The organism is Anaerotignum propionicum DSM 1682 (assembly GCF_001561955.1).
Lineage (GTDB): Bacteria > Bacillota > Clostridia > Lachnospirales > Anaerotignaceae > Chakrabartyella > Chakrabartyella propionicum.
Genome location: NZ_CP014223.1, coordinates 2,217,961 through 2,239,260, shown reverse-complemented (window position 1 = coordinate 2,239,260; position 21,300 = coordinate 2,217,961). Strand labels below are relative to the sequence as shown.

Genomic DNA, 21,300 nt, shown 5'->3' with positions numbered 1-21,300 from the left:
AGAAAGTCGGAACCCAAAAAATCTTTTTATTTCTGTGTAAAGGGGAAATAAAAATGGCAAGAAAAAGCAGAAAAAATTTGGAACATGAAGTGTTACAAGAACCAATGCACTATCACACAGGTATCTATGTGAGGCTTTCTGTTGAGGATACTCTTTCTGAGGGTAGCTCTATTGAAAATCAAATTTTACTAGGACGAAAATTTATAGAGGAACAGAAAGACCTAATTTTCTTTGATAGTTATATTGATAACGGACAAACAGGCACTCATTTTAATAGGCCTGCTTTTTTAAGGTTGATGGAGGATGTGGAAGCGGGGCGAATTCAATGTGTAATTGTCAAAGATTTTTCGAGATTTGGTAGAAATTATCTCCAAGTAGGAGAGTATTTGGAGAACATATTTCCCCGTAAAAAAGTAAGATTTATTTCTGTGAATGATAATTTTGATAGCAATTTTAAAGGGAATCAAGATGATTTGATTGTACCGCTAAAATCTATATTACATGATAGCTACGCAAAAGACATTTCTAAGAAAGTTAGCACCTCCATAGATGTAAAGAAAAAAAATGGTAATTTTATGAGCGGAAAGCCTCCTTATGGTTATATCCGTTCAAAAACCCATCCATATAAGTTAATCATACAAAAGGAAGCGGCAGAAATTGTGAAAAAAATCTTCTGCTGGAGAATTGAGGGCTTAGGTGTTTCTGTCATTGCTGCAAGATTGAATGAAATGGGAATCCCTACTTGGGGGAAGCTTCATTTGAAGCAGTGGAATCAAACAGATAAAGACTTTTGGTATGGCTCTACGGTTACGAATATTTTGAAAAATCCCTGTTATCTGGGTTGTCTTGTGGAACGTAAATCAGAGAAGGTGTTATACAAGGGTGGGGTGTCCAGAGTGATTCCCCAGGAAGAATGGAACATGATTGAACACACCCATGAACCAATAATTTCTCCAGAAACATTTTATCAGGTTCAAAGAATCATGAATCAAAGGGGTGAGAAAATTTGACTCCGACAATTGGGATATATCTCCGTCTTTCCGATGAGGATGAAAACGGTAAGGAAAGCGACAGTATAAAAGGGCAAAGGGAAATCATTCATGATTACTTATTAAAAAATCAATACCTTGCATCATATGAAACATTGGAGTTTTGCGATGACGGTTTCAGTGGTACAGATTTTCAACGTCCGGGGGTAACAGAACTACTTAGACGTGCCCAAGACGGAGAAATTTCTTGTATCATCGTTAAGGATTTTTCCCGTTTTGGTCGAAATTATATTGAGGTAGGCAACTATTTAGAACAGGTCTTTCCTTTTTTAGGCATTCGTTTTATATCAGTAAACGATAATTTTGATAGCGATAAGGTTTCTAATAATGGGGAGTTCATTGGTAGAGCATTTCAGAATTTAATTTATGACCTTTATAGCAGAGACCTCTCTGTGAAAATTTCCACTGGGAAACGTGTAAAGGCAGAACAGGGAAAGTTTATCACTGCCTTTGCACCCTATGGCTATCAGAAATCCAAGGAGCAAAAGCTTGTTGTTGATGAAGAGTCAGCACCTGTTGTGGAAAGGATTTTTGATTTGGCTTTACTGGGGATACCAAAGGCAGAAATTGCCCGCATGCTGAATAGAGAGCAGGTACCCAGTCCCTTATTGCTGCGAAAAATTCGAAAAGAAAAGCTTTTCTGCCATTGTGTAAATGAGGAATATTTGTGGCATCCTGCAACAATATCAAAGATTTTGAAAGACCAACGATATATAGGGGATGGCATATACGGACGGGTGAAACCAAAGGAAGTAGGTAGTAGATTGGGGAGAAATGTACCAAAAGAGGAATGGATGATTGTATCTAATGCCCATGAAGCAATTGTGAAAAAAGAAGTCTTTGAAAAAGTAAAAGCTGGGTTTAAAAACTATCATGCAAGAGAAAACGCCGAGGTATATCCGCTATGGAAAAAGGTTCGGTGCGGTGTTTGTAATCACGGAATACCCAGAAAAGCTTCCCACAAAAAAAATAAGGCGGACTCTAAGTCAACCTACTGCTGCACTGCCTCAAGGTATTCAGATCGTTTTTCTTGCTATTGTGAAAAGATTGAGGAATACTGTATTACAAGTGCCATTTTAGACTGTTTCAATCAATTATCAGCATTAACGTATGATGAGGAGTTGGATATACAACATCGCCAACAAGTAGAAGAAAAGATTCAAATTGCTCAGAGGCTAATTGTGCAAAATGAAAGGAAACTAAAACAAATAGCCGTTGCCCAGATAAAGCAATATGAAGCATATAGAGACAGTAATATAGATAAGCAGATATTTGTAGAAAAAAAAGCTGAGATACAAAGAGAACTTGGGGAAACAAAGAAAGCATTGCAAGGTGAAAATATTAGGCTGGGTGAATTGCAACAAGAATTAGAAGAGGCATTAGATAAGAAAAGGCCTTATTTGTTATCAAGCTTAACCAGAGAAGCAGTGGAGACTTTTGTTAATGAAGTAATGATTGAGAAAAATGGTTCTATTCGAATAGTCTGGAGTTTTAGAGACGTTTTTTAGGAAAAAGATGAAATATGAAATTAAGTACAGTCATTCATGCATGCACAATAAGGATATGCAAAATGTTTAGCCCTATAATATCAGAAGAGTATGATCGGGATATTCCTAAGCGTTCAGCAATTTCTTGTTGGGTTAAAATGTCTTGATTGGATAAACCATATCGTAGGATAATTACTGTCCTTTCCCTGGGGGTGAGGACTGTTTTTATTGCGTTTAACATTTTTTCTGATTTAATGGAAAAATCGATGGCTTCCACAAAATCCGGATTGTCACTATTGATGATATCCAGCATGACAATTTCATTTCCGTCTCGATCGGTGCCGATAGGTTCGTGGAGAGAAATATCGTTTTGATATTTTTTTCCACTTCTTAGCCACATGAGCAATTCGTTTTGCACACACTTTGCGGCGTATGACACGAGCCGCACATTTTTTTCTACGTTATAGGAATCTACGGCTTTGATGAGACCGATAATGCCTATTGAAATGAGTTCTTCGGGTTCTCTTGCACTGCCGGAATATTTTTTTGCGATGTGAGCCACTAATCGAAGGTTATGAAGAATCAACTTATCTTTAGCTTCTTTTTTTTCTTCCTGGGTTCCTGATTGATAAAGTTTTAAATAGTAGGCCTCATCTTCTTTTGATAGTGGTTTTGGAAATGCGCCGGAAGAGGAAAAGGCAAATAAAAATGGCAAAACAGCAAAAAAAGCGAACATACACTCACCCCCGAAAGATTGAAAATGCTCTGAAACCATGGTATAGATTTATTGTATGTTGCAATTTTGTGTTGCGTGCGTGTCTGAAAAAAAGTTTTTATGTCCTTTTTTTCGAGGACATGTCGTGACAAGGGAGAATTTGATGATGGATTTTGAGAGCAGAGGTCAAAAAATCATGTATAGTTATTAAGGAAGGAGGAATTTCATGGAGCTAAAATTTTTAAAACGGAACAGAACACTGATTATCAAAATAGACGGAGAGATTGACCATCATACTTGTGAGGTTTTGCGAGGGGAAACGGATCGTGCTTTTGAAAAGATGGGAGGGAAAAATATTATTTTCCGCATGGGAGGCGTTTCTTTTATGGACAGCTCCGGGATTGGCGCAATCATTGGACGGTATAAAAATATCCAAAGGCTGGGAGGCAGAATTGCAGTTGCGGAAGCGAATGAAAGAGTTGAGCAGATTTTTCGTCTATCAGCGATGCAATCCCTTATTCCATCATTCCCCAATATAGATTTGGCTTTGGAATATGTGGAAGGAGGGAAGAATTAATGGAATATGAAAATGCTTTTCGCGTGTTTTTCGCCGCAAAATCTCAAAATGAAGGCTTAGCAAGAATTATGACGGCGGCATTTTTATCTCAATATGACCCCACGTTATCAGAAATAACTGATGTAAAAACGGCAGTATCCGAGGCGGTTACAAATGCCATTATTCATGGGTATGAGAATAAAACCGGTGAGGTTGAGTTGTTTTGTGGTTACAGCCAAGGAAAGATTTACATAGAGGTTGCGGATCAAGGAATGGGGATTGCCGATATCAATCAGGCAAGAGAACCCTTATTTACCTCCAAACCTGAGTTGGAGCGTTCGGGTATGGGATTTACCATTATGGAAACCTTTATGGAAGGAATCAGAGTAGAAAGCAAACAAGGAGAGGGTACTAGAATTTTTATGGAGAAAACATTGACTACGGAATGAGGGGATGCCATGGATAGGACACAGGAACTCATTCGGCAGGCAAAAGAAGGAGATCGGCAGGCGAAGGAGACACTATTACAAGAGAATGCCGGCTTGGTATGGAGTGTTGCCAGGCGTTTTCAGGGTAGAGGCGTAGAATTGGAGGATCTTTATCAAATCGGATCAATTGGACTGCTAAAATGCATTGAAAAATTTGATTTTTCCTATGAAGTGAAATTTTCAACCTATGCCGTTCCTATGATTATTGGCGAAATTCGCAGGTTTCTAAGGGATGATGGAGCAATCAAAATAAGCCGAAGCTTAAAGGAACTTGCTGCAAAGGCAAAAAGAATGCAAGAGAAGCTTCAGCAGGAGACCAACAGAGAGGTAACCTTGCAGGAACTGGCAGCCGCACTGGAGGTTGAGGTTGAGCAGCTCATTCCCGCCTTGGAAGCAAAAAAAGAGGTGGAGAGTCTGAATGCGCCCATTGCCCATGAGGAAGATTTGCAGGTGCAGGACAAGCTGGCGGCTAAGGAGGATGGGGAGCAGGTAATTAATCGAATTTGCCTCATGGAGGCGTTGGATAGCCTTGAGGCAAAGGAGAGACAAATTATTGTTCTTCGCTACTTTGAAGACCGCACACAAACGGAGGTCGCAAAGCGCATGGGTATTTCGCAGGTTCAGGTTTCACGCATTGAAAAAAAAGTTTTGGAGCGTATGAGGAAGCGACTGTCCAGTGAATAATATAGCAGCAGAACGATATCTATCAGAGGAATGGAAAAAAGGAATGGGTTTCTTTGGAGGAAGACGCATACAATTAAAATTGAGTGAAAATCAAATGTTATTTTATGAAGATGACCGATGAAATAAAGAGTGAAATTCCTTTTATTTCTTGTGTTTTTAATGTAATACAATAGAAAGGTATATGAATTTTATGAATCTATAATATAAACTCAGTTAAGGATATGGGGGCAGTATTTGTCACGTAAATATGAACAAGAGCTCATGGAAAGCATATTATGCTGTCATGAGCTCATTTTTTTTAAATTTTAGTTATAATTTTTTACCGCATTTGGGACAATAGGTATATTCAGGTGATAGTAAAAAGCCGCAGTCAGGGCAATATGTGTTGTAGTTTTGCTCCATACCCACTATTTCTAAATCATCTTCCCTTAAAGTTACGTTTTCTCCTCGCTCAATGGATTTTCCAATTTCATGGGGAATGGAGAAAGTCGTTTGACAGCAGCTTGAAACGGCATAATATTTTTTTCCCCATTTGAACAAAGGAATAAAGAAAAAACTAAAATATGTGTAAATCATAAAAACAGAAACACTGCCGTAGCGCCCGCATTTTTTGCATATTAGAGTTTGTAAAAAGCCCAAATCTTTTTGGCCTTGGGCGATTCCCCCGATAAAAATCATAAAAAGAGCACATCCTTTGAAATATTTAATGAATTTATTTTACTTCTTATGGCTAACATGATAAAATATTTCCATAAAATTTGCAAGCTTTTCCGAAAGGAGGTAGTTTAAATGAAGGTTGCCCGTTTGGTAATGAGTGCGGTTTCTTTGGCAGTTTCAGCTGCACTTTTGACTTTATCCATTATTGATATGCTCTGTTCCGAAGAGTACTAAGATGAATTGTTTTTCCTCACGTGGGAAAAATAAAACTATGCTGTTAATATGAAATAACAGAAAATTAAGAAGCAAAATGCCGTTTTTTCTTTTTAAAAGTAGAAAAATGTGGTATCATGTTAATAGATAATTGTTATGCCGAAATTTACAATTGTCTATTAAAAACGAGGAGGAATTTATATGGTAAAAGTAGGTATTAACGGATTTGGCCGTATTGGTCGACTGGTATTTCGTGCAGCGATGGAGCGTGGGGACGCTGATGTTGTTGCCGTAAATGATCCATTTATCGATGTGGAATACATGATCTATATGTTAAAGTATGATACAGCTCACGGTCGGTATAATGCGAAAATGGAAGAAAAAGATGGTAAGCTGATTGTAAATGGTAAGGAAATTATTGTTTATAACTGCATGGATCCTAAGGAAATTCCTTGGAAAGAAGCCGGCGCTGAATATGTTTTGGAATCAACCGGTTTGTTTACAACGATGGATAAGGCAGCAGCTCACTTTAACGGCGGGGCGAAGAAGGTTGTTATTTCTGCACCCTCTGCAGATGCGCCAATGTTTGTTATGGGTGTAAATCATAACACCTATACAACAGATATGAAAATTGTATCCAATGCTTCCTGTACAACAAACTGCTTGGCACCTCTAACGAAAGTTATTAATGATAACTTTGGTATTATTGAGGGCTTAATGACAACTGTTCATTCTCAAACTGCAACACAAAAAACTGTAGATGGACCTTCTAAAAAGGACTGGAGAGGCGGACGTGCCGCTTCTGCAAACATTATTCCTTCTTCTACAGGTGCAGCAAAAGCGGTAGGTAAGGTTATTCCTGAGATGAATGGGAAATTAACAGGTATGTCTTTCCGTGTTCCTACAATTGATGTTTCTGTGGTTGATTTAACCTGCAGATTAGAGAAGCCTGCAACCTATGAAGAAATTAAGGCTGCAATTAAAAAGGCTTGTGAAAACGAAATGAAGGGCATTATGGATTATACGGAAGACGATGTTGTTTCCTCCGACTTTTTAACCGATGCACATACATCTATTTTTGATGCAAAGGCGGGTATTGCACTGAATGATAATTTTGTTAAGCTTGTTAGCTGGTATGACAATGAATGGGGCTATAGCAATAAAGCACTGGATTTGATCATTCATATGAACAGTGTTGACAACGCATAATAAAAAAATAAATTGAATGAAGATAAGCTCCCTTTCTTCACAAAAATAGTGAAGAAGGGGGCTTCTGCTATAAAGAGTTATACAAAAATACAAGCTTAAAACTTGTTAAAGACGGGTAATGAAAAGAAATTAAATTAAACTGCTAGTTTTATTTTCTGAGAGATTTTTTTCGTTTAAAAAAGAGTAAATATAATATAGGACAAAAAACGTCCCACAAATTTATGCAAAAATAAGGTTTAGGACGAAAAACGTCCCGCTTTCATATCTAGTTTTCATAAACTTAAAAACATAAAATGGAAGGATTCTGGTTAGAGTTCTGAAAATTATTTATTTGCTGATTTTCAGCTTTTTTTTTTGCTAATTGTGCTACAATATTCATTGCAGAATAGTTTTTCGAACAATGAGAGGGGATACACTAATGGCAATTAAGGTTGGTATCAATGGTTTTGGGCGGATCGGCAGAGTTGTTTTCAGAGTTTTAATGAACCGTCATGACGAATTTGAACTTTGCGGCATAAATTTAAGAAATGCTGAGTTAGACTATATGGTTTATCAGTTAAAATATGATAGTGTTTTTGGACGCTTTAATGGAGAAATTGAAATCGGAGAGAATTGTATCATCGTCAATGGTAAAAAAATTCGTGTATTCAGTGAGAGTGATGCTGGCTTAATCCCTTGGGCAGAATGTGGTGCAGAGTATATTATTGAATCCACAGGGGCATATAATACAGTTTTAAAAGCAGGATTACATAAAATTGGAGGAGCAAAAAAAGTAATTTTAACTGCTCCATCTAAGGATGATGTTATGCCGACCTTTGTAATGGGTGTAAATCATTTGGAATATAAGAAAGAACAGGATATTGTATCCAATGCTTCTTGCACAACAAACTGTTTGGCACCGCTGGTAAAAGTTGTTCATGATAACTTTGGCATTGAGCAGGGTTTGATGTCTACCATTCATTCTGCTACGGCAAAGCAAAAGGCAGTAGATGCCAGAGCGGGACGAGACTGGAGAACAGGACGTTCTGTTTTTGGAAATATCATTCCATCTTCAACGGGAGCAGCAAAAGCAGTTGGACGTGTTATCCCCGAATTGCAGGGCAAACTGACTGGTATGTCTTTCCGTGTACCTACAAATGATGTTTCTGTAGTGGATTTGACGGCAAGGTTAAAAACACCTGCTACCTATGAGCAAATATGCGAAAAGCTGAAAGAGGCTTCCAAAACAACAATGAAAGGTATTATCAGTTACATGAACGATGAAATCGTTTCTTGTGACCTTTTGGGAGACCCCAACACCTGTATTTTTGACGAAAAAGCCGGAATCATCCTGGATGATAACTTTGTAAAATTAATTGCGTGGTATGATAATGAATGGGGTTATAGTAATAAAGTTGTTGATTTAATTGCCCATATGTATTCTGTGGATAACCAGTGAAATCAGTAAATTTTGAGTTTTTGTAAACTTTATATTTATTAATACTAAACCTCTATTATGATAATCATTAATTTAGTATGATAAGCACTAAAGTTGTTTAAAAATCAATTATGATAATGAAATAGTCTTTTCCTTTTGTTAAAAACTAGCGAGAGGAAGGGACTATTTTTATGGATTTAAGAACAATAGCAAATGAATATTTATTTGAGTGTGAGTACAAAAAGTTCTCTCCAAGAACATTAAGAATTTATAATTTGCACATAAATTATTTGATTGATTATTTGAATCAGAAAGGGATTACTGAAGTTGAGGATGTAACACCACAGCACATTAAGCAATATCTTATGGCAAAACAAAGAGCTAGAAATAAGCCAAATTATATCAATAGTATCCTAAGCACATATAAAACAATGTTTAGATATTTTTACAAGGAAGGTTATATTGATAACATTCCAACAGAAGAAGTCGGAAGTATTAGAAAAGAAAAAGTAATAATCAGAACCTTCACTAAAGAGGATATAAGAAAAATGCTTGAGTACTATAACGGAAGAACCTTTTTGGATGTTAGAAACAAGACTATCATTGCAATGTTTTTTGATACTGGGATTAGGTTGTCTGAATTAATAGATTTAAAAGAGGAAGATATTAAAGATGATTATATATTAATCAAGTGTGGTAAGGGTAGCAAAGATAGGGTTGTACCTAAAAGCCCATTTCTTGCGAAGTATATCTTTAAATATCAAGTCATAAGAGAAGAACGCTTTATGGATAGAAATTTAATTGAAAAAGAATTTTTTCTCAGTAAGAACTGTAGAAAACTTTCACGGGAAATGGTGGAGAGAATTGTAAAAGATGCAGGAGAATATGCAAACGTATCAAAAGATATAAGGGTTTCGCCCCATACTTGCAGACATACCTTTGCTCATATGCAACTAATGAACGGATTGGACATTTATTCACTCAGTAGACTATTAGGGCATGAAAATGTCTCAATAACACAAATATATCTGAATGGCATTAAAGACGATGATGTGATTTATCAGAGTAAGAAAACAAGTGTACTAATGAATTTATAGTTAATAAAACCAATACCCCTTTTAAAGCATTTATACAGCTTTCTAAGGGGTTATTTTTTACCCTATGAATTAGTCACCTGTGCTATCAAAATTTTCTACGCTAATGTATACGTTAGATATGCGGGGTAAAAATGGAAGTCTGAAGCATAGCCTATAATTTTGACTGAACACGATTTCGTGTTGACACTAATGATTATCTTAGTACGAATTTCGTTCTGACATTGTAAAGGGGTAGCCGAAACGTCCATACCCCAAAATAGGGTATCATCTAAAGCTATCAATACTATTGATGAATTAACTGAAAAAGGTATCGGTGTTTTACAGACCCTCACACTAAACAATGTTTACTTTGATTTCTTTACCTATATCCTTAGGGAAAATACACGTTTTCCACCTCTAATTTCAACGATAATACTTTTCTTGAGCAATTCATTACTTACAATATTACAATCAATTCTAGGGTGATATATTGCATTTTAAGTCAAGGCTATTTTTGATTCACCTTCAAAGGGGTATCAATCTTTTATTGATTTGACTTTGAAATCAAACCAATTTAAACCCCTCGTACAAAATATACGAGTGCTGCATGAAATTTAATGCACCATGTCTATATTAAACTTTCACGTTCCCCCTTCAAAGGGGTATCGGTATAACACCGACACCTCCCCGTTTTGGGGTACTCGGTGAGACAACCAAATGGCAGTCTCTAACGAGTCCAAGATTGGATTGGTTAATCAGTTACCCTCAAAGTGAGGGGTACTCAGCACGAAATCGTATTCAGTACTTACCAGTTTGTCTACTACTTAACCTCGATTCAATCCAGTAAAATCCCCATTATAGCGATTCCAACATTATTTTGTTGTCTGTACTTAAGTAGCTTATAGCGATTCCAACATTATTTTGTTGGATTTGCTATTTAAATAAGTATTAATCATTAGATAAGTATTAATCATAATTTTAACCACTCCTTTCGGAGGTGATTAACATCTGTACATTTATCTTCTTCTTTTGTTCTATTTTTTACCCATTGGATAATCAAGCAATAAAAAAAGGTGCTATTCAAAATAGTACCTTTTACTTATATAACTCATCTTCATCAATTTCAATTTTTCCATGTTCATTTTCATATTCGGAAACTGCTTTTTCAATTAAATATTCAATTTGCATAGCAATAGAGCGTTTGTTTTGTTCTGCTAAAAATTTAATCTTTTCAAAATTATCATTTTGCATTCTCATAGTGAATGCTCTTTTTTCGGTTGCCATTCTAAACACTCCTTAGTATTCATTCTGACATCATTATAAATCAAAAATAAATAAAAATCAATATTGCATATTGACATCACTATGAAATATGAGTATTATAATAATCAAAGTGACATCACTAAGAAATAAAAGTGAATAATCTGTTTTATACATAAAGGTTTGAAAGCATACAATTTCCTTGTTTTAGCATTTCTTTTTTTTCGGAAATGTGAGAACTAAATAATATAAGGTGTAATGAGCCGATGCACAAAATCATTCGCAGTAATTCCCTAAACTGTACTAGGGATTATATGCGTCAGTGAGATTTCAGTCTTATGCAAACTCACAATAACTAAAGAATAAGAGGGTGGAACGGTATAAGAGGATATAAGCTGACAAGGGGATATACCTACTTGGCTATTAGGCTTATTAGCAAAAGCTAAACTCGTACAGGATTAAGCGACGGGCAATGGCTCCAGAGTGATATTAAATAGAGGTATCTGTCCCGACATTGGGAAAACTCTATTTTCGCTCAAAACAATCCACCTGAATGATATTTTTAAAACCAATGTTGTCAAGCGTAAATTAAACTTTTTTATCCTAAAGGAGGACAAACACAATGAATACAGCAATGAACGCAAACAGAGCAGAACAAGAAGCAATGGGCTATGAAGACTTGCTAGACATTATAGAAGCACAAAATTTTCTTATATCTGAACTTCAAAAGGATATTGACAAACTTCACAAGGAAAAAGAGAAGTTACTATCAGTACCGCCAGTAATTGAGAATGGGGTAGTGGTACAATTGGGGAGGAGTTTTTATTAATGCTTATTAGAAAGTACAAAATACATCGTCAAAGTTTGGTCGCAGAGTCGGGAAACCTTCCATAAACACTTGTAAGATGAATATAAAAAGGGTACACATTGTAAAGGTGCTACCCCAAAACAGGGTATACCTAAGTCGTTCACAACGACTTGTCAGGTACAACGGGGAATTCAAGCTGTCGGGTTTCACGACACCTGAAACGGTAGATATGTAGGTGGGTAACGAAATGCGACATACCCCATGTGTGATATTTAATACACACTATCATGTTGACGTTATTTGTCGAAAAATAATTTGTTAGCAGTCATTTACAACGAGTGCTAACAGGAGTATTATATTAGCGTAAGGAGAACAAATATTCTTTAGTTGGTAAGTAAAGAAAGTGGTGATGTAAATGACCTAGCGAAGTACATAAGAATTAAGTAGAAATGTATTATTAGTCACTGTCAAAAGAGTTAATTAAAAAAGGAGAACAATTTATGGACAACAAAAAAATGATGGAACTTAAAAGAAAAATTTTAGTAACAATGGAAAATATGAAAGAATCAGAAGATTATAATGGTGCGAAGTATCCAATTATTCAACCAGATGATGCTAATGGTTATAACTTGGAAATGATAAAAACTGCATTAGAAGAGATGCTCGTAGATAGACATATAACAGATGGTTTTACAAAAACAATAATTAAAGTTGAAGAAAAACTTTTTGACATAACTAGAGATGGTTTGCAATTAGCAGAGCATTGGAGTAATGATGATAGATGGAAAAATGCAATGGAAGTTTGTAATTACCTTGGTGATTTCAGTACTAGAACTATTCATATGGTATATGACGAACTTGAGAGAAAAGATGTATTGGCTTATATTGACAGTACACAAAAATAAAAAGCTGCCAATATCTAATATACTGACAGCCTAGCCACTCACCATAGGATGAATGATATGTATTAATTTTCTGATAAATCATTATAACATATCATTTAATCTTATGGAAGATTAAATTTATAAAAATTTGATAACCACATAAAACCACAATTTCAAAAGGAGAAAAATGGAAATACAAGAAACTTGGAAACCAATAAAAAACGTAGAATTGCTGGAAGGATTTTCAGCAAGTAATAAAGGTAGAATTAGATGTGATAAAGGTTACAAAAAGAAAGGCGCAAAAAGATATACATTTATTATGGAGCAACATATTGAAAAATCATTATGTAAACATGACACATATATTCTTTTTAAACGAAAAAAATTTTGGGTGAAAAGTTTAGTTGCCAATGCTTTTGGATTATCAGGAACAAAAGAAAAATATATTTTGAAACAGATAGATATGAACCCATGGAACAATTCACCAGACAATTTAATCTTTGTTGATACTTGTACCAATATTGCACTTAAAAGAATTAATCCCTCTAAAATAGATTTGAATGATGCAAAGCTGAAAAAGGAAATAGAAGAAGTAAAACATGAATTACATGAATTTTTAGGTTATAGAAAACGAAGAGCAAAGGACACAGATGTAAGATATAAATATCAACCAAAGCATCCTTTGACAAGTAATTTCAAGTATGTTTTACTAGGGAATTTCTTTAATGATTATGATGACTATGATTCTTGGGATGGCGATGATGAAATGATGAACCCCTATAATGGAGATTTTTGAAAAATCCATTGAAACCCTTGAAAATACAGCAAAAACTAATATTTTTGTTTCCCTACATATTGTGGAGAGCAAGTAATCAAAAAGAAAAATATTTTAATTCTCGTAATTAGAAAATCTTGCAAACCTAGTAAAATCAAGGATTACAAGTATTTTTATTTTTATCTATATTATGGTAATAGTAAATAAAATTTTGCATAATTTTTCAGCTTTAGGGGACAAAAAAATGAGGTAGTCTAGTCTAAACACCTATAAAATGTAGGTTTTTCAAGGGTTAGCAACCATTTTCAAAAACAGAGATAATGACAATAAGGGGACGAGCAAAAAGTGTAATAAAAGATGTGAGAATGCAATTTGTGAATCCCCAATTATAGCGAAATAGAAAACCCTAGTTTTCGTTGATATTAAGCCATTTGTGGACAATTCATTTTTTCTGTATATTAGGGTAAAGGTGAAAAATATATCAGATGTGCTGATTGTGGGATATTAGTTAGACGAAACACAAATAACCAAAAATATTGTAAAGCTTGTGCTTATGATAAGCAATTAGAACGAAATCGTGAATATAAATCAAATTTAGCAATTTAGGATATATTCTAAAATTCTTATAAATCGTCTACATCCTTTGATTTTACAGGCTTTTCTGGACATGCATTTTCAAATTGAGATTTTCCTATATGGTAATAGTATATATAAATTGTCACGATGATTAGAATTAAAATTTTTGCTTGCAACCCTTGATTTCTCTAGCTTTACAGGTGATACCTAACAAGACTGAGATTTTCCTATAAGGTAGAGAGTATAAAATGTAACGATATGTCCCACGAGGTTCTTCACCCACAACTCATGGATTATTTTAAACGACTAAAAATAAAATAGTCCACATTTTATGGGTTTTAAAATACCGCTACTATGGAGGACATATTTAGAAAATTTAATAGTAACGTTTATCCAACCATTAAGAGAAATAACTCTTAGTGGTTTTTTATTGTCCAAAAATCGGAGGTGCCAGTTTCGGCACATGCGATGCGTTTCCGAAAAAAAAGAAATGCACAATATGCATATCCAAAAGTCGACTATCCCGACAATTCAAAAGTATACCAAAGATACTTTAGAATTCTAATGTGACAATTAGTAACTTTTCGGATGTCTGAATTACCGACAACCAAACTCACCACACAAGAAAGGAGGACTCCCCATGAACAAAGATTCAATCGTAATTTTCACAGCCAAAGCAGCACGAAAGTTATTGAAAGAAGGTTTTACCATGATTGATATTAAACCAGATAAGAATGATATTGACGGCAAGAGAAGTGTATTCGTATTCGAGTACAGTAAAGAATTAATGGAGAAGTTAATGGAGAAGTGATTTTAAAACACAAAAGGAGCGAATCAAAAATGACAAACGAAATTAAAGTAATGCAAGATGATGAAATTAAAGTAATGACAAAGGAATTTATTAGACTTAAAGACGCAACAATGAACAATGTTATTAAAATGGGTGAAATCTTAATCAAAGTAAAAGAATCACTTCCACATGGTAAATTTGGAGAATGGCTTGAAAATGAAGTTGATTTTAGCCAACGTACAGCGAACCAATTAATGAAAATTACTCGTGAGTTTGGTTCAAATTCGCAAGCGATTTCTAATTTGGATTCAACAAAGTTATATCTTTTAGCTGAGTTACCAGTAGATGATAGAGAAGATTTTATGAATGAAAATGATTTGCAAAACATTTCCACAAGAGAAATGAAAGAGAGAATTAAAGATTACAAGAAGAATGTAAATGATTTCTGGAACATTGTTGATAGAACACTTGATGAGAATACATATGAAATTTTTGTCGACGAGTTAAAACCATTTCCAAATCATGATTTTTATTTTCCAGAAATGAAAGGAAGAAATTATTTAAATTTTCTTACTAGCATAGAAAAATATGGAATCATTCAACCAGTAATTATTACTCGTGATAATACTATTATTTCTGGACACCAACGTGTTAGAGCGTGTAAAGATTTGGGAATTGTAACAATACCAGCACATTATTTACATAGCGAAAATAAACGCAACTATTCATTAAATGATTTATTGTTAGATGATTTCTTATCTTCCAATTTTCATACTAGAACATCTATTTTTTGGTTAGCCGTTGCTTGGCGTGAATTTTATTTTGGTGACAAAGAGAAGTCTCAAGAATATATGGACAAGTTCGTTAATGAAGGTGATGAAATTGACAAGAAACTTGATGATTGGATGGAAGAAAAACGTCAAGAAATTGCTCAATTAAAAGCAAAGCATAACTAAGACAGATAAATATAATATATCTCCCTGTCCAGTTATTCAGTAATTGGATAGGGTGATTTTCAAAAAAAGGAGACTAAACACATGAGCCAAAAAAAGTATATTTACAATCCCACACAAGCAAGATACTACATTGAACATGGTGTATTGCCATTAGATGTAGACATCCATTATGGAACGATGAAAAAGTTTTGGGTATTCGACACAGCCGCCAGTGCAAAAGTATATGACATGTGGTGTATCAAGTGTGAGGAATTCAAGAGAAATAAGAAAGGATAAGATTATTGTAATATGGTTAAATCAGAAAAAGTTAAGACGGGGCATAATGTAATTGATATTACTACTGGTGAAATCATCATGGAATTATGCGAGGGTGACAGAATTGTTACCAAACAACAAGATGAACACGTTGCAGAATACATAACTAATTTTAACAAAACAGTTCCATTTGTCAAAGTATACCTTTGTGACTGCAATGAATTATATGAGGAATTAACAGGCACAGAGGTTATAACAATTAGTACACTTATTAACTACATATCATACAACGACAACATATTAAGAATTAATGATAAACCTATGAAAATAACAGATATTGCAGACATAATACATAGAGATTATACCAACGTAAAAAAATTAGTTGCATCATTAGAGAAGAAAGATGTCATAAAAAAAATAAAATGGTTTGATGAAAAATGTAATAAAGAAATGAATTGTATTGCTGTCAATCCTTATTTATTTTTTCGTGGTAGAGACATAAAAAGGGGTATAGTTGAACTATTCAAAGATAGCAAATGGAGTAAAGTTTCTTACAAAAAGGGGTAAAAATTACCCCCTTTTAGAGAAAAAAAGGGGTAAAAATTACCCCCTAAATTTTCAAAGAAATGCTGTATTTACAAGCTTTACGGCCGTTTTGTCCTTCTTATATCTTATCAGAGTGGTAACAAGTGTAAAGTACAATAGTTAGGAATAATCTTAAAGGTTAATTATTTAAAGTTAAAATGTAATATCCAGAGTAAATTATCTAAATAAAAACTAAAGGTTAATACTGGCTTGTGGAACACAAGACAAGGTGTGAACTTGCTGACAAGCAAGTTTGCAGCTAAGGGTTTTAACTTATAGAGCAATCCTTATAGGGTAAACAACAAACAACTAACGATGGACACAAAGAAAGGTAAGCGTGGATTAACAGAATGAGCAATTTGCAATTTAATAAAGACTTAGAGCATGGTAAAGTAGGAGAGAAATGGTTTCATGATTTCTGCATTGACAAAGGTATTATTTGTATTAATGTAGGTACAGACGGATTTCTGGGAATTGAAAGTGGTATTGACTTCATTGTCCAGTATCAAGATGGCACGACAGCAAGATTTGATGTAAAATTTGACTCTGTAATGCACAGGTCAGGGAATATGTTTATCGAAATGTATCAGGACACAGGTAAAAAAGGTTGGTACTATAATTCCAAAGCTAACTGTTATTGTTACATTGACGAATACAATGGGATTTTATGGATGTACACTAAGAAAACGTTAGAGGAATACATAGACAGCCATAAGACTATGCTGAGAAGCATTACCAAGACTATTGATAATAGAGAGGTAACAGGCTTACTTGTAAATATCAATAAATTCTCTGTGTGGTGCGAAAATAATAATCATAGGTTGGTTAAATATGTAAGAATGCTTGATGTTGAGGACATTGACGATATTTTATAATTCAGCACTAAACATTGTTTAGGGGAGGGTGTTAAATTGCTCTCTCCTTTTTCTATACACATAAGGAGGTAAATATTTATGAGTTTTTTAACATTTTCGGTACTATGGACATTGGTAAGTATGTTTGTTGTTTCTTCATTGTTTGTTGTGCCAGTGATTATTATTATTGTAAGCTTGATTGAGTTGTTCATTAAATTTTTATATCTATCATGCAAGAAAATTTATTTTAAACTTAAGGCAGGTGTAAGTAAACATGAGAGATAATTCAAAGGTGACAATTCAGAATTTGTTGACGGTGAAAAGTATTATTACAATCTTATTGAGTGGCGTATTTTCCTATTTGGCTATTGTAGGTAGGATAACAGGAGAACAGTTCCTTACCATATTTACAGTTGTAATTGGTTTCTATTTTGGCACTCAGATTAAGAAATTGAATGACAAAGGGGATAATAACAATGAGTGATATTATCAAAGCTTGCAGAGACATTAAAGAGTTATCTCCATTGGCTCAAATAGCTTGTAATCTCTTCCTTGACGAGTGTAAAAAGGTAGGCTTGAATGTTTGCATTACTGAAACTTACCGTCCTCAGATTCGGCAGAATTGGCTATATGAACAGGGTAGAACTAGGGCAGGGAATATTGTTACATGGACAAAGAATAGTAGGCATACTGATAGAATGGCATGGGATATTTGTCAAAATGTTCGTGGCCGTGAATATTCAGATAATACTTTCTTCTCCAAGTGTGGAGAGGTTGCTAAAAGGTTAGGTATAACTTGGGGTGGTACTTGGAGTACACCAGATAAGCCGCATTTTGAGGTTAGTAAGGAATGGAAGTCACCAAAGGAGAATGAAATGGTAGAACAGGGTACAATTATTGTTGATGGTAAGGAATGTAAGGTTGATATGATTCGTAAGGACGGAATTACTTATATTAAGACTAGAGATTTTGCGGACGTGTTGGGCTTAAGGGTTGGCAATAAGGGAAGTGTGCCAGTGATTGAAAGATAATATTACAGGAGGTTAATAAAAATGTGTGTACCTTGGAGTAATGAAACTGAACGGGCTGAATGGTATAAAGATAGATGTGAATTGTATTTAAAATGGTTAGAGACAGCAGAAAAGAAAATTATTGAATTAGAAAAAGAGAATATAGTTTTTGATGTCAGAAAGGAGCAGAAAAAATGACAATTACAAAAATTGAGTTTTGTCCAATTAGTTACGAAAGATATTATGAGCAAATTCAGAATGACACTATGTTAAAACTTGATGGTTTGCCAAGAGACAAAATTCTCCTCTATTCCGACAATGTAGGGATGTTAAAATATGATGGTTTCTTTCGCTTAAATGATGAAGGGGAACTATGTATTTTTAATATCCAACACAAGAAAAAAATGTCCAATGAAAAGCAGCTAGAAATCATAAACGAATGTTTAAGGGAATTGTATTTTATGAATAGAAACAAATGAAAGGAAGTGATAGTATGGCTAACAATGAAAGAGATGTAAGAGGAAGATTCAAAGTTCATGAAGAGTTATCACCGATTCAGTTAAAAATGATTGTAGAATTATTGGATAACGGTGGTAATAAGAGGGAAGCGTGTAGAAAGTTAGGCGTATCTCGTACAACTTTGTACGGATGGATTGACAATACAATTTGGCAGGAAGAGTATAGAAGAGCGTGTGAAAGATTGTATAAGGTAAGTTTAGCTAAATACATGGATAAGCTTGATAAAATGCTCGAATGTAAGGACAATAGAACGGTAATGAAAGCGTTGGAAACTGGATTAAGGTTAAATGGATACTTGAAAACCGATTTGAACATAGAAAAAAATACCACAGAAAACATTGTAGTTTCGTTCTTTGATGGTAGTAAAGATGATGAAAATGAGGAATAAAAGCGTTCGTTTGAGGTATATTCTAAAAAATCATTTTATGAACGCTAGTTTTTGTGATAGATTCGTTGTAAATTCATACTAAAAACGTTCGTAAATAATATTGACTCTAAACGAACTATTTGCTATAATCATTCTAAGGGGTGATTGTATGCAGACTTATTTTTATATCAGAGTATCCACCAAAGAACAGAATACAGCTAGGCAAGAGGTTAAAGCTAAAGAGCATAATATACCTGTTGAGAATGTGTTTATTGAAAAGGTTAGCGGTAAGAATGTTACTGATAGAGTAATGCTCAAACGCTTAATGGACAAGCTACATAGAGGGGATAAGCTTATAGTAGAAAGTATATCAAGGTTTGCTAGGAATACTAAGGACTTATTAAGCCTAGTGGAACAGTTAAAAGAAAAGGGTGTTGAGTTTATCTCTCTTAAGGAAAGCATAGATACAACTACACCAACAGGAAAGTTTATGCTTACTGTATTTGCTGCCGTTGCTGAATTGGAAAGAGATTATATTCTGGACAGACAAAAGGAAGGTATTGCTATAGCCAAGGAGCAAGGCAAATATAAAGGCAGAAAGGCTATTGAATACCCTGTACAATGGGATAAGTATTATAAGCTGTATAAAAACAATTCACTCAAAGCAGTTGATATGATGAAGATATTAGAATTAAAAAAGACAACATTCTATAAGCTACTTAAAGCGTATGAGGGCAACTAATAATGGTTGCTCTCTTTTATTTTGCGTAGATAGGGGGGGACACCCTCATAGGGGAGTATGGGGTGGGGTGTTTTACTACCAATATTTTACGCACACGATTTTTAAACCCAAGTAGAAAGAGGTGATTACTAATTGTTAAACATAGACAAAAGAAATTTTAATCCTGTATATTTTCCCCAAATTACAGACTATTCTCACCGCTATAATGTCTATTACGGGGGACGTTCCTCTGGCAAATCTTACTTTATTGTAGACAAGCTAATCATAAAGGCATTAAGTTCAAAATGTAAAATGCTATTTATGATGAAGCAGGACAATAAAGTTGAGGACACTGTTTGGAGAATGGCACTTGATACATTACATAAATTCAAGCTTTACGATAAATGTAAAATTAATAAGTCTAACCATACAATAGAATTACCTAATGGCAGTTGGATAAAATGTGTTGGCTTGCAAGATTCGGAGCGTATCAAAGGCTATGTAAATATTGATACGGTGTGGCTTGAAGAATGTACAAACTTTTCTGTAGATGATGTGGAACTGATTGACGGTACTATCAGAGGTAAGGCGAAGAATAAAGAAATTTATTTCTCCTTTAATCCTGTAAGCAAGCAAAATTGGGTATATAAATATTTTGGATTTGACACAGGTATTATTCCAGAGGATACATTTATTCTCAAAACTACTTACAAAGATAATAAATGGTGTGATGATGCCACTATGAAACGACTTGAACGATTAAAGGAGCGTAATCCAGCTAGATATAAAATTGAAGCTGAAGGTGATTTTGCTACACTTGACAAACTTGTTATACCTTCTTATGAAGTAGAGGAATTTAATTGGAAAGACAAGCTATACAATGGAAACAACAGAACATTTCTAGCGTTGGGCTGTGATTTTGGTTATCAAGACCCGACAGCGTTTATTGCTGCCGTTGTGGATGATACAGATAAGAAACTTTATATCTTTGACGAACATTATCAGAGGGGAATGCTTAACACAGATATTGCACGAATGATTATGAGCAAGGGTTTCCACAAGGAAAAAATATTCTTTGATTGTGCAGAACCAAAGTCCATTCAAGAAATAAAGAGACTTGGCATTGACAGGGCTACACCATGCCGTAAAGGTAAAGATAGTATTAAACATGGTTTGCAGAAATTATTGCAGTATGAAATCATTGTTCATCCTTCATGTGTTCATACGCAAGATGAATTTGACAATTATTCATATAAGAAGGATAAGAATACCGATGAATATACAAGTGAGCCTTTAGACAATGGGTATTGTCATTTGGTGGATGCCTTAAGATATTCATTACAGATTGTAAAGAAGAAAGCCAACATATTAACCATAAAATTATAAAGG

26 protein-coding genes are annotated in these 21,300 nt (G+C 34.5%); 23 read left to right on the top strand and 3 right to left on the bottom strand.

Translation table 11 applies throughout. From position 1 onward, the window contains the following. Nucleotides 1–53: 53 nt before the first annotated feature. Nucleotides 54–1,010, top strand: a complete 957-nt coding sequence (locus tag CPRO_RS10455) for a recombinase family protein (RefSeq protein WP_066051428.1) — start codon at nt 54–56, stop codon at nt 1,008–1,010. Then, nucleotides 1,007–2,557 carry a recombinase family protein gene (locus CPRO_RS10450; protein WP_066051425.1) on the top strand — a complete coding sequence of 517 codons (1,551 nt, stop codon included), beginning with the start codon at nt 1,007–1,009 and terminating at the stop codon, nt 2,555–2,557. The genes CPRO_RS10455 and CPRO_RS10450 overlap by 4 nt, the downstream gene beginning before the upstream one ends. 34 nt (nt 2,558–2,591) lie before the next feature. Here CPRO_RS10450 and sigK read toward each other — a convergent pair whose 3' ends face one another. Further along, nucleotides 2,592–3,272, bottom strand: coding sequence for an RNA polymerase sporulation sigma factor SigK (sigK, locus tag CPRO_RS10445; RefSeq protein WP_066051420.1), 681 nt, complete (start codon nt 3,270–3,272; stop codon nt 2,592–2,594). 205 nt (nt 3,273–3,477) lie between these two features. Here sigK and CPRO_RS10440 point away from each other — a divergent pair, with 205 nt between their 5' ends. From CPRO_RS10440 to CPRO_RS10430, 3 genes are read left to right on the top strand one after another with little or no spacing between them, the layout of a single operon-like run. Beyond that, complete coding sequence (locus tag CPRO_RS10440; RefSeq protein WP_066051417.1) at nt 3,478–3,828, top strand: STAS domain-containing protein; 351 nt, start codon at nt 3,478–3,480, stop codon at nt 3,826–3,828. Further along, nucleotides 3,828–4,256: an anti-sigma F factor gene (spoIIAB, locus tag CPRO_RS10435; protein WP_066051415.1), complete on the top strand. Its 429-nt coding sequence runs from the start codon at nt 3,828–3,830 to the stop codon at nt 4,254–4,256. Before CPRO_RS10440 ends, spoIIAB begins: the two co-directional genes overlap by 1 nt. Nucleotides 4,257–4,265: 9 nt before the next feature. Beyond that, on the top strand, nt 4,266–4,979 hold the full coding sequence (locus CPRO_RS10430; RefSeq protein WP_066051412.1) for a SigB/SigF/SigG family RNA polymerase sigma factor: 714 nt from the start codon (nt 4,266–4,268) through the stop codon (nt 4,977–4,979). 309 nt (nt 4,980–5,288) lie between these two features. Here the strand turns inward: CPRO_RS10430 and CPRO_RS10425 are convergent, their stop codons facing one another. Further along, nucleotides 5,289–5,657, bottom strand: a complete 369-nt coding sequence (locus CPRO_RS10425) for a zinc ribbon domain-containing protein (protein ID WP_066051409.1) — start codon at nt 5,655–5,657, stop codon at nt 5,289–5,291. Nucleotides 5,658–6,050: 393 nt separating this feature from the next. On the opposite strand from CPRO_RS10425, the gene gap (CPRO_RS10420) reads away from it, so the two are divergent. The 3 genes from gap (CPRO_RS10420) (at nt 6,051) to CPRO_RS10410 (ending at nt 9,572) form a co-directional block, all read left to right on the top strand. Beyond that, nucleotides 6,051–7,058 carry a type I glyceraldehyde-3-phosphate dehydrogenase gene (gap, locus tag CPRO_RS10420; protein ID WP_066051407.1) on the top strand — a complete coding sequence of 336 codons (1,008 nt, stop codon included), beginning with the start codon at nt 6,051–6,053 and terminating at the stop codon, nt 7,056–7,058. A gap of 418 nt (nt 7,059–7,476) precedes the next feature. Further along, entirely contained in the window at nt 7,477–8,496 is a 1,020-nt protein-coding gene (gene gap, locus CPRO_RS10415) for a type I glyceraldehyde-3-phosphate dehydrogenase (RefSeq protein WP_066051404.1), read from the top strand. A gap of 170 nt (nt 8,497–8,666) precedes the next feature. Then, a complete protein-coding gene (locus CPRO_RS10410) occupies nt 8,667–9,572 on the top strand; it encodes a tyrosine-type recombinase/integrase (protein ID WP_066051401.1) in 906 nt (301 codons plus the stop codon). 1,074 nt (nt 9,573–10,646) lie between these two features. Here the strand turns inward: CPRO_RS10410 and CPRO_RS10405 are convergent. Next, the gene (locus tag CPRO_RS10405) at nt 10,647–10,835 is read right to left on the bottom strand and encodes a hypothetical protein (protein WP_066051398.1); all 189 of its coding nucleotides are present in this window, start codon (nt 10,833–10,835) and stop codon (nt 10,647–10,649) included. A 598-nt stretch (nt 10,836–11,433) separates the two neighbouring features. On the opposite strand from CPRO_RS10405, the gene CPRO_RS10400 reads away from it, so the two are divergent. The 15 genes from CPRO_RS10400 to CPRO_RS10335 all read left to right on the top strand — a co-directional run bounded on the left by CPRO_RS10400 (nt 11,434) and on the right by CPRO_RS10335 (nt 21,297). Next, on the top strand, nt 11,434–11,640 hold the full coding sequence (locus tag CPRO_RS10400; RefSeq protein WP_066051394.1) for a hypothetical protein: 207 nt from the start codon (nt 11,434–11,436) through the stop codon (nt 11,638–11,640). Between the two features lie 479 nt (nt 11,641–12,119). Next, nucleotides 12,120–12,524, top strand: a complete 405-nt coding sequence (locus tag CPRO_RS10395; protein ID WP_066051390.1) for a hypothetical protein — start codon at nt 12,120–12,122, stop codon at nt 12,522–12,524. A gap of 166 nt (nt 12,525–12,690) precedes the next feature. Continuing rightward, on the top strand, nt 12,691–13,299 hold the full coding sequence (locus CPRO_RS10390) for a hypothetical protein (RefSeq protein ID WP_066051387.1): 609 nt from the start codon (nt 12,691–12,693) through the stop codon (nt 13,297–13,299). A gap of 1,195 nt (nt 13,300–14,494) precedes the next feature. After that, on the top strand, nt 14,495–14,665 hold the full coding sequence (locus CPRO_RS15595) for a hypothetical protein (protein ID WP_200777673.1): 171 nt from the start codon (nt 14,495–14,497) through the stop codon (nt 14,663–14,665). Between the two features lie 29 nt (nt 14,666–14,694). Continuing rightward, nucleotides 14,695–15,600, top strand: a complete 906-nt coding sequence (locus CPRO_RS10385) for a DUF3102 domain-containing protein (protein ID WP_066051384.1) — start codon at nt 14,695–14,697, stop codon at nt 15,598–15,600. 81 nt (nt 15,601–15,681) lie between these two features. Beyond that, complete coding sequence (locus CPRO_RS10380; protein WP_066051381.1) at nt 15,682–15,876, top strand: hypothetical protein; 195 nt, start codon at nt 15,682–15,684, stop codon at nt 15,874–15,876. A gap of 12 nt (nt 15,877–15,888) precedes the next feature. After that, complete coding sequence (locus tag CPRO_RS10375) at nt 15,889–16,422, top strand: hypothetical protein (RefSeq protein WP_066051378.1); 534 nt, start codon at nt 15,889–15,891, stop codon at nt 16,420–16,422. 368 nt (nt 16,423–16,790) lie between these two features. Continuing rightward, nucleotides 16,791–17,315, top strand: a complete 525-nt coding sequence (locus tag CPRO_RS10370; RefSeq protein ID WP_066051372.1) for a hypothetical protein — start codon at nt 16,791–16,793, stop codon at nt 17,313–17,315. Between the two features lie 253 nt (nt 17,316–17,568). After that, entirely contained in the window at nt 17,569–17,778 is a 210-nt protein-coding gene (locus tag CPRO_RS10360) for a hypothetical protein (protein WP_066051368.1), read from the top strand. After that, complete coding sequence (locus CPRO_RS10355; RefSeq protein ID WP_066051365.1) at nt 17,771–18,325, top strand: M15 family metallopeptidase; 555 nt, start codon at nt 17,771–17,773, stop codon at nt 18,323–18,325. The genes CPRO_RS10360 and CPRO_RS10355 overlap by 8 nt, the downstream gene beginning before the upstream one ends. Before the next feature lie 21 nt (nt 18,326–18,346). Then, the gene (locus CPRO_RS15380; RefSeq protein WP_157881668.1) at nt 18,347–18,502 is read left to right on the top strand and encodes a hypothetical protein; all 156 of its coding nucleotides are present in this window, start codon (nt 18,347–18,349) and stop codon (nt 18,500–18,502) included. Beyond that, entirely contained in the window at nt 18,499–18,783 is a 285-nt protein-coding gene (locus CPRO_RS10350; RefSeq protein WP_066051362.1) for a hypothetical protein, read from the top strand. Before CPRO_RS15380 ends, CPRO_RS10350 begins: the two co-directional genes overlap by 4 nt. Nucleotides 18,784–18,797: 14 nt before the next feature. Then, nucleotides 18,798–19,211, top strand: a complete 414-nt coding sequence (locus CPRO_RS10345; protein WP_066051359.1) for a helix-turn-helix domain-containing protein — start codon at nt 18,798–18,800, stop codon at nt 19,209–19,211. A 148-nt stretch (nt 19,212–19,359) separates the two neighbouring features. Next, on the top strand, nt 19,360–19,932 hold the full coding sequence (locus CPRO_RS10340) for a recombinase family protein (protein ID WP_066051356.1): 573 nt from the start codon (nt 19,360–19,362) through the stop codon (nt 19,930–19,932). Between the two features lie 132 nt (nt 19,933–20,064). Beyond that, nucleotides 20,065–21,297, top strand: a complete 1,233-nt coding sequence (locus CPRO_RS10335; protein WP_066051353.1) for a PBSX family phage terminase large subunit — start codon at nt 20,065–20,067, stop codon at nt 21,295–21,297. Nucleotides 21,298–21,300: the final 3 nt, after the last annotated feature.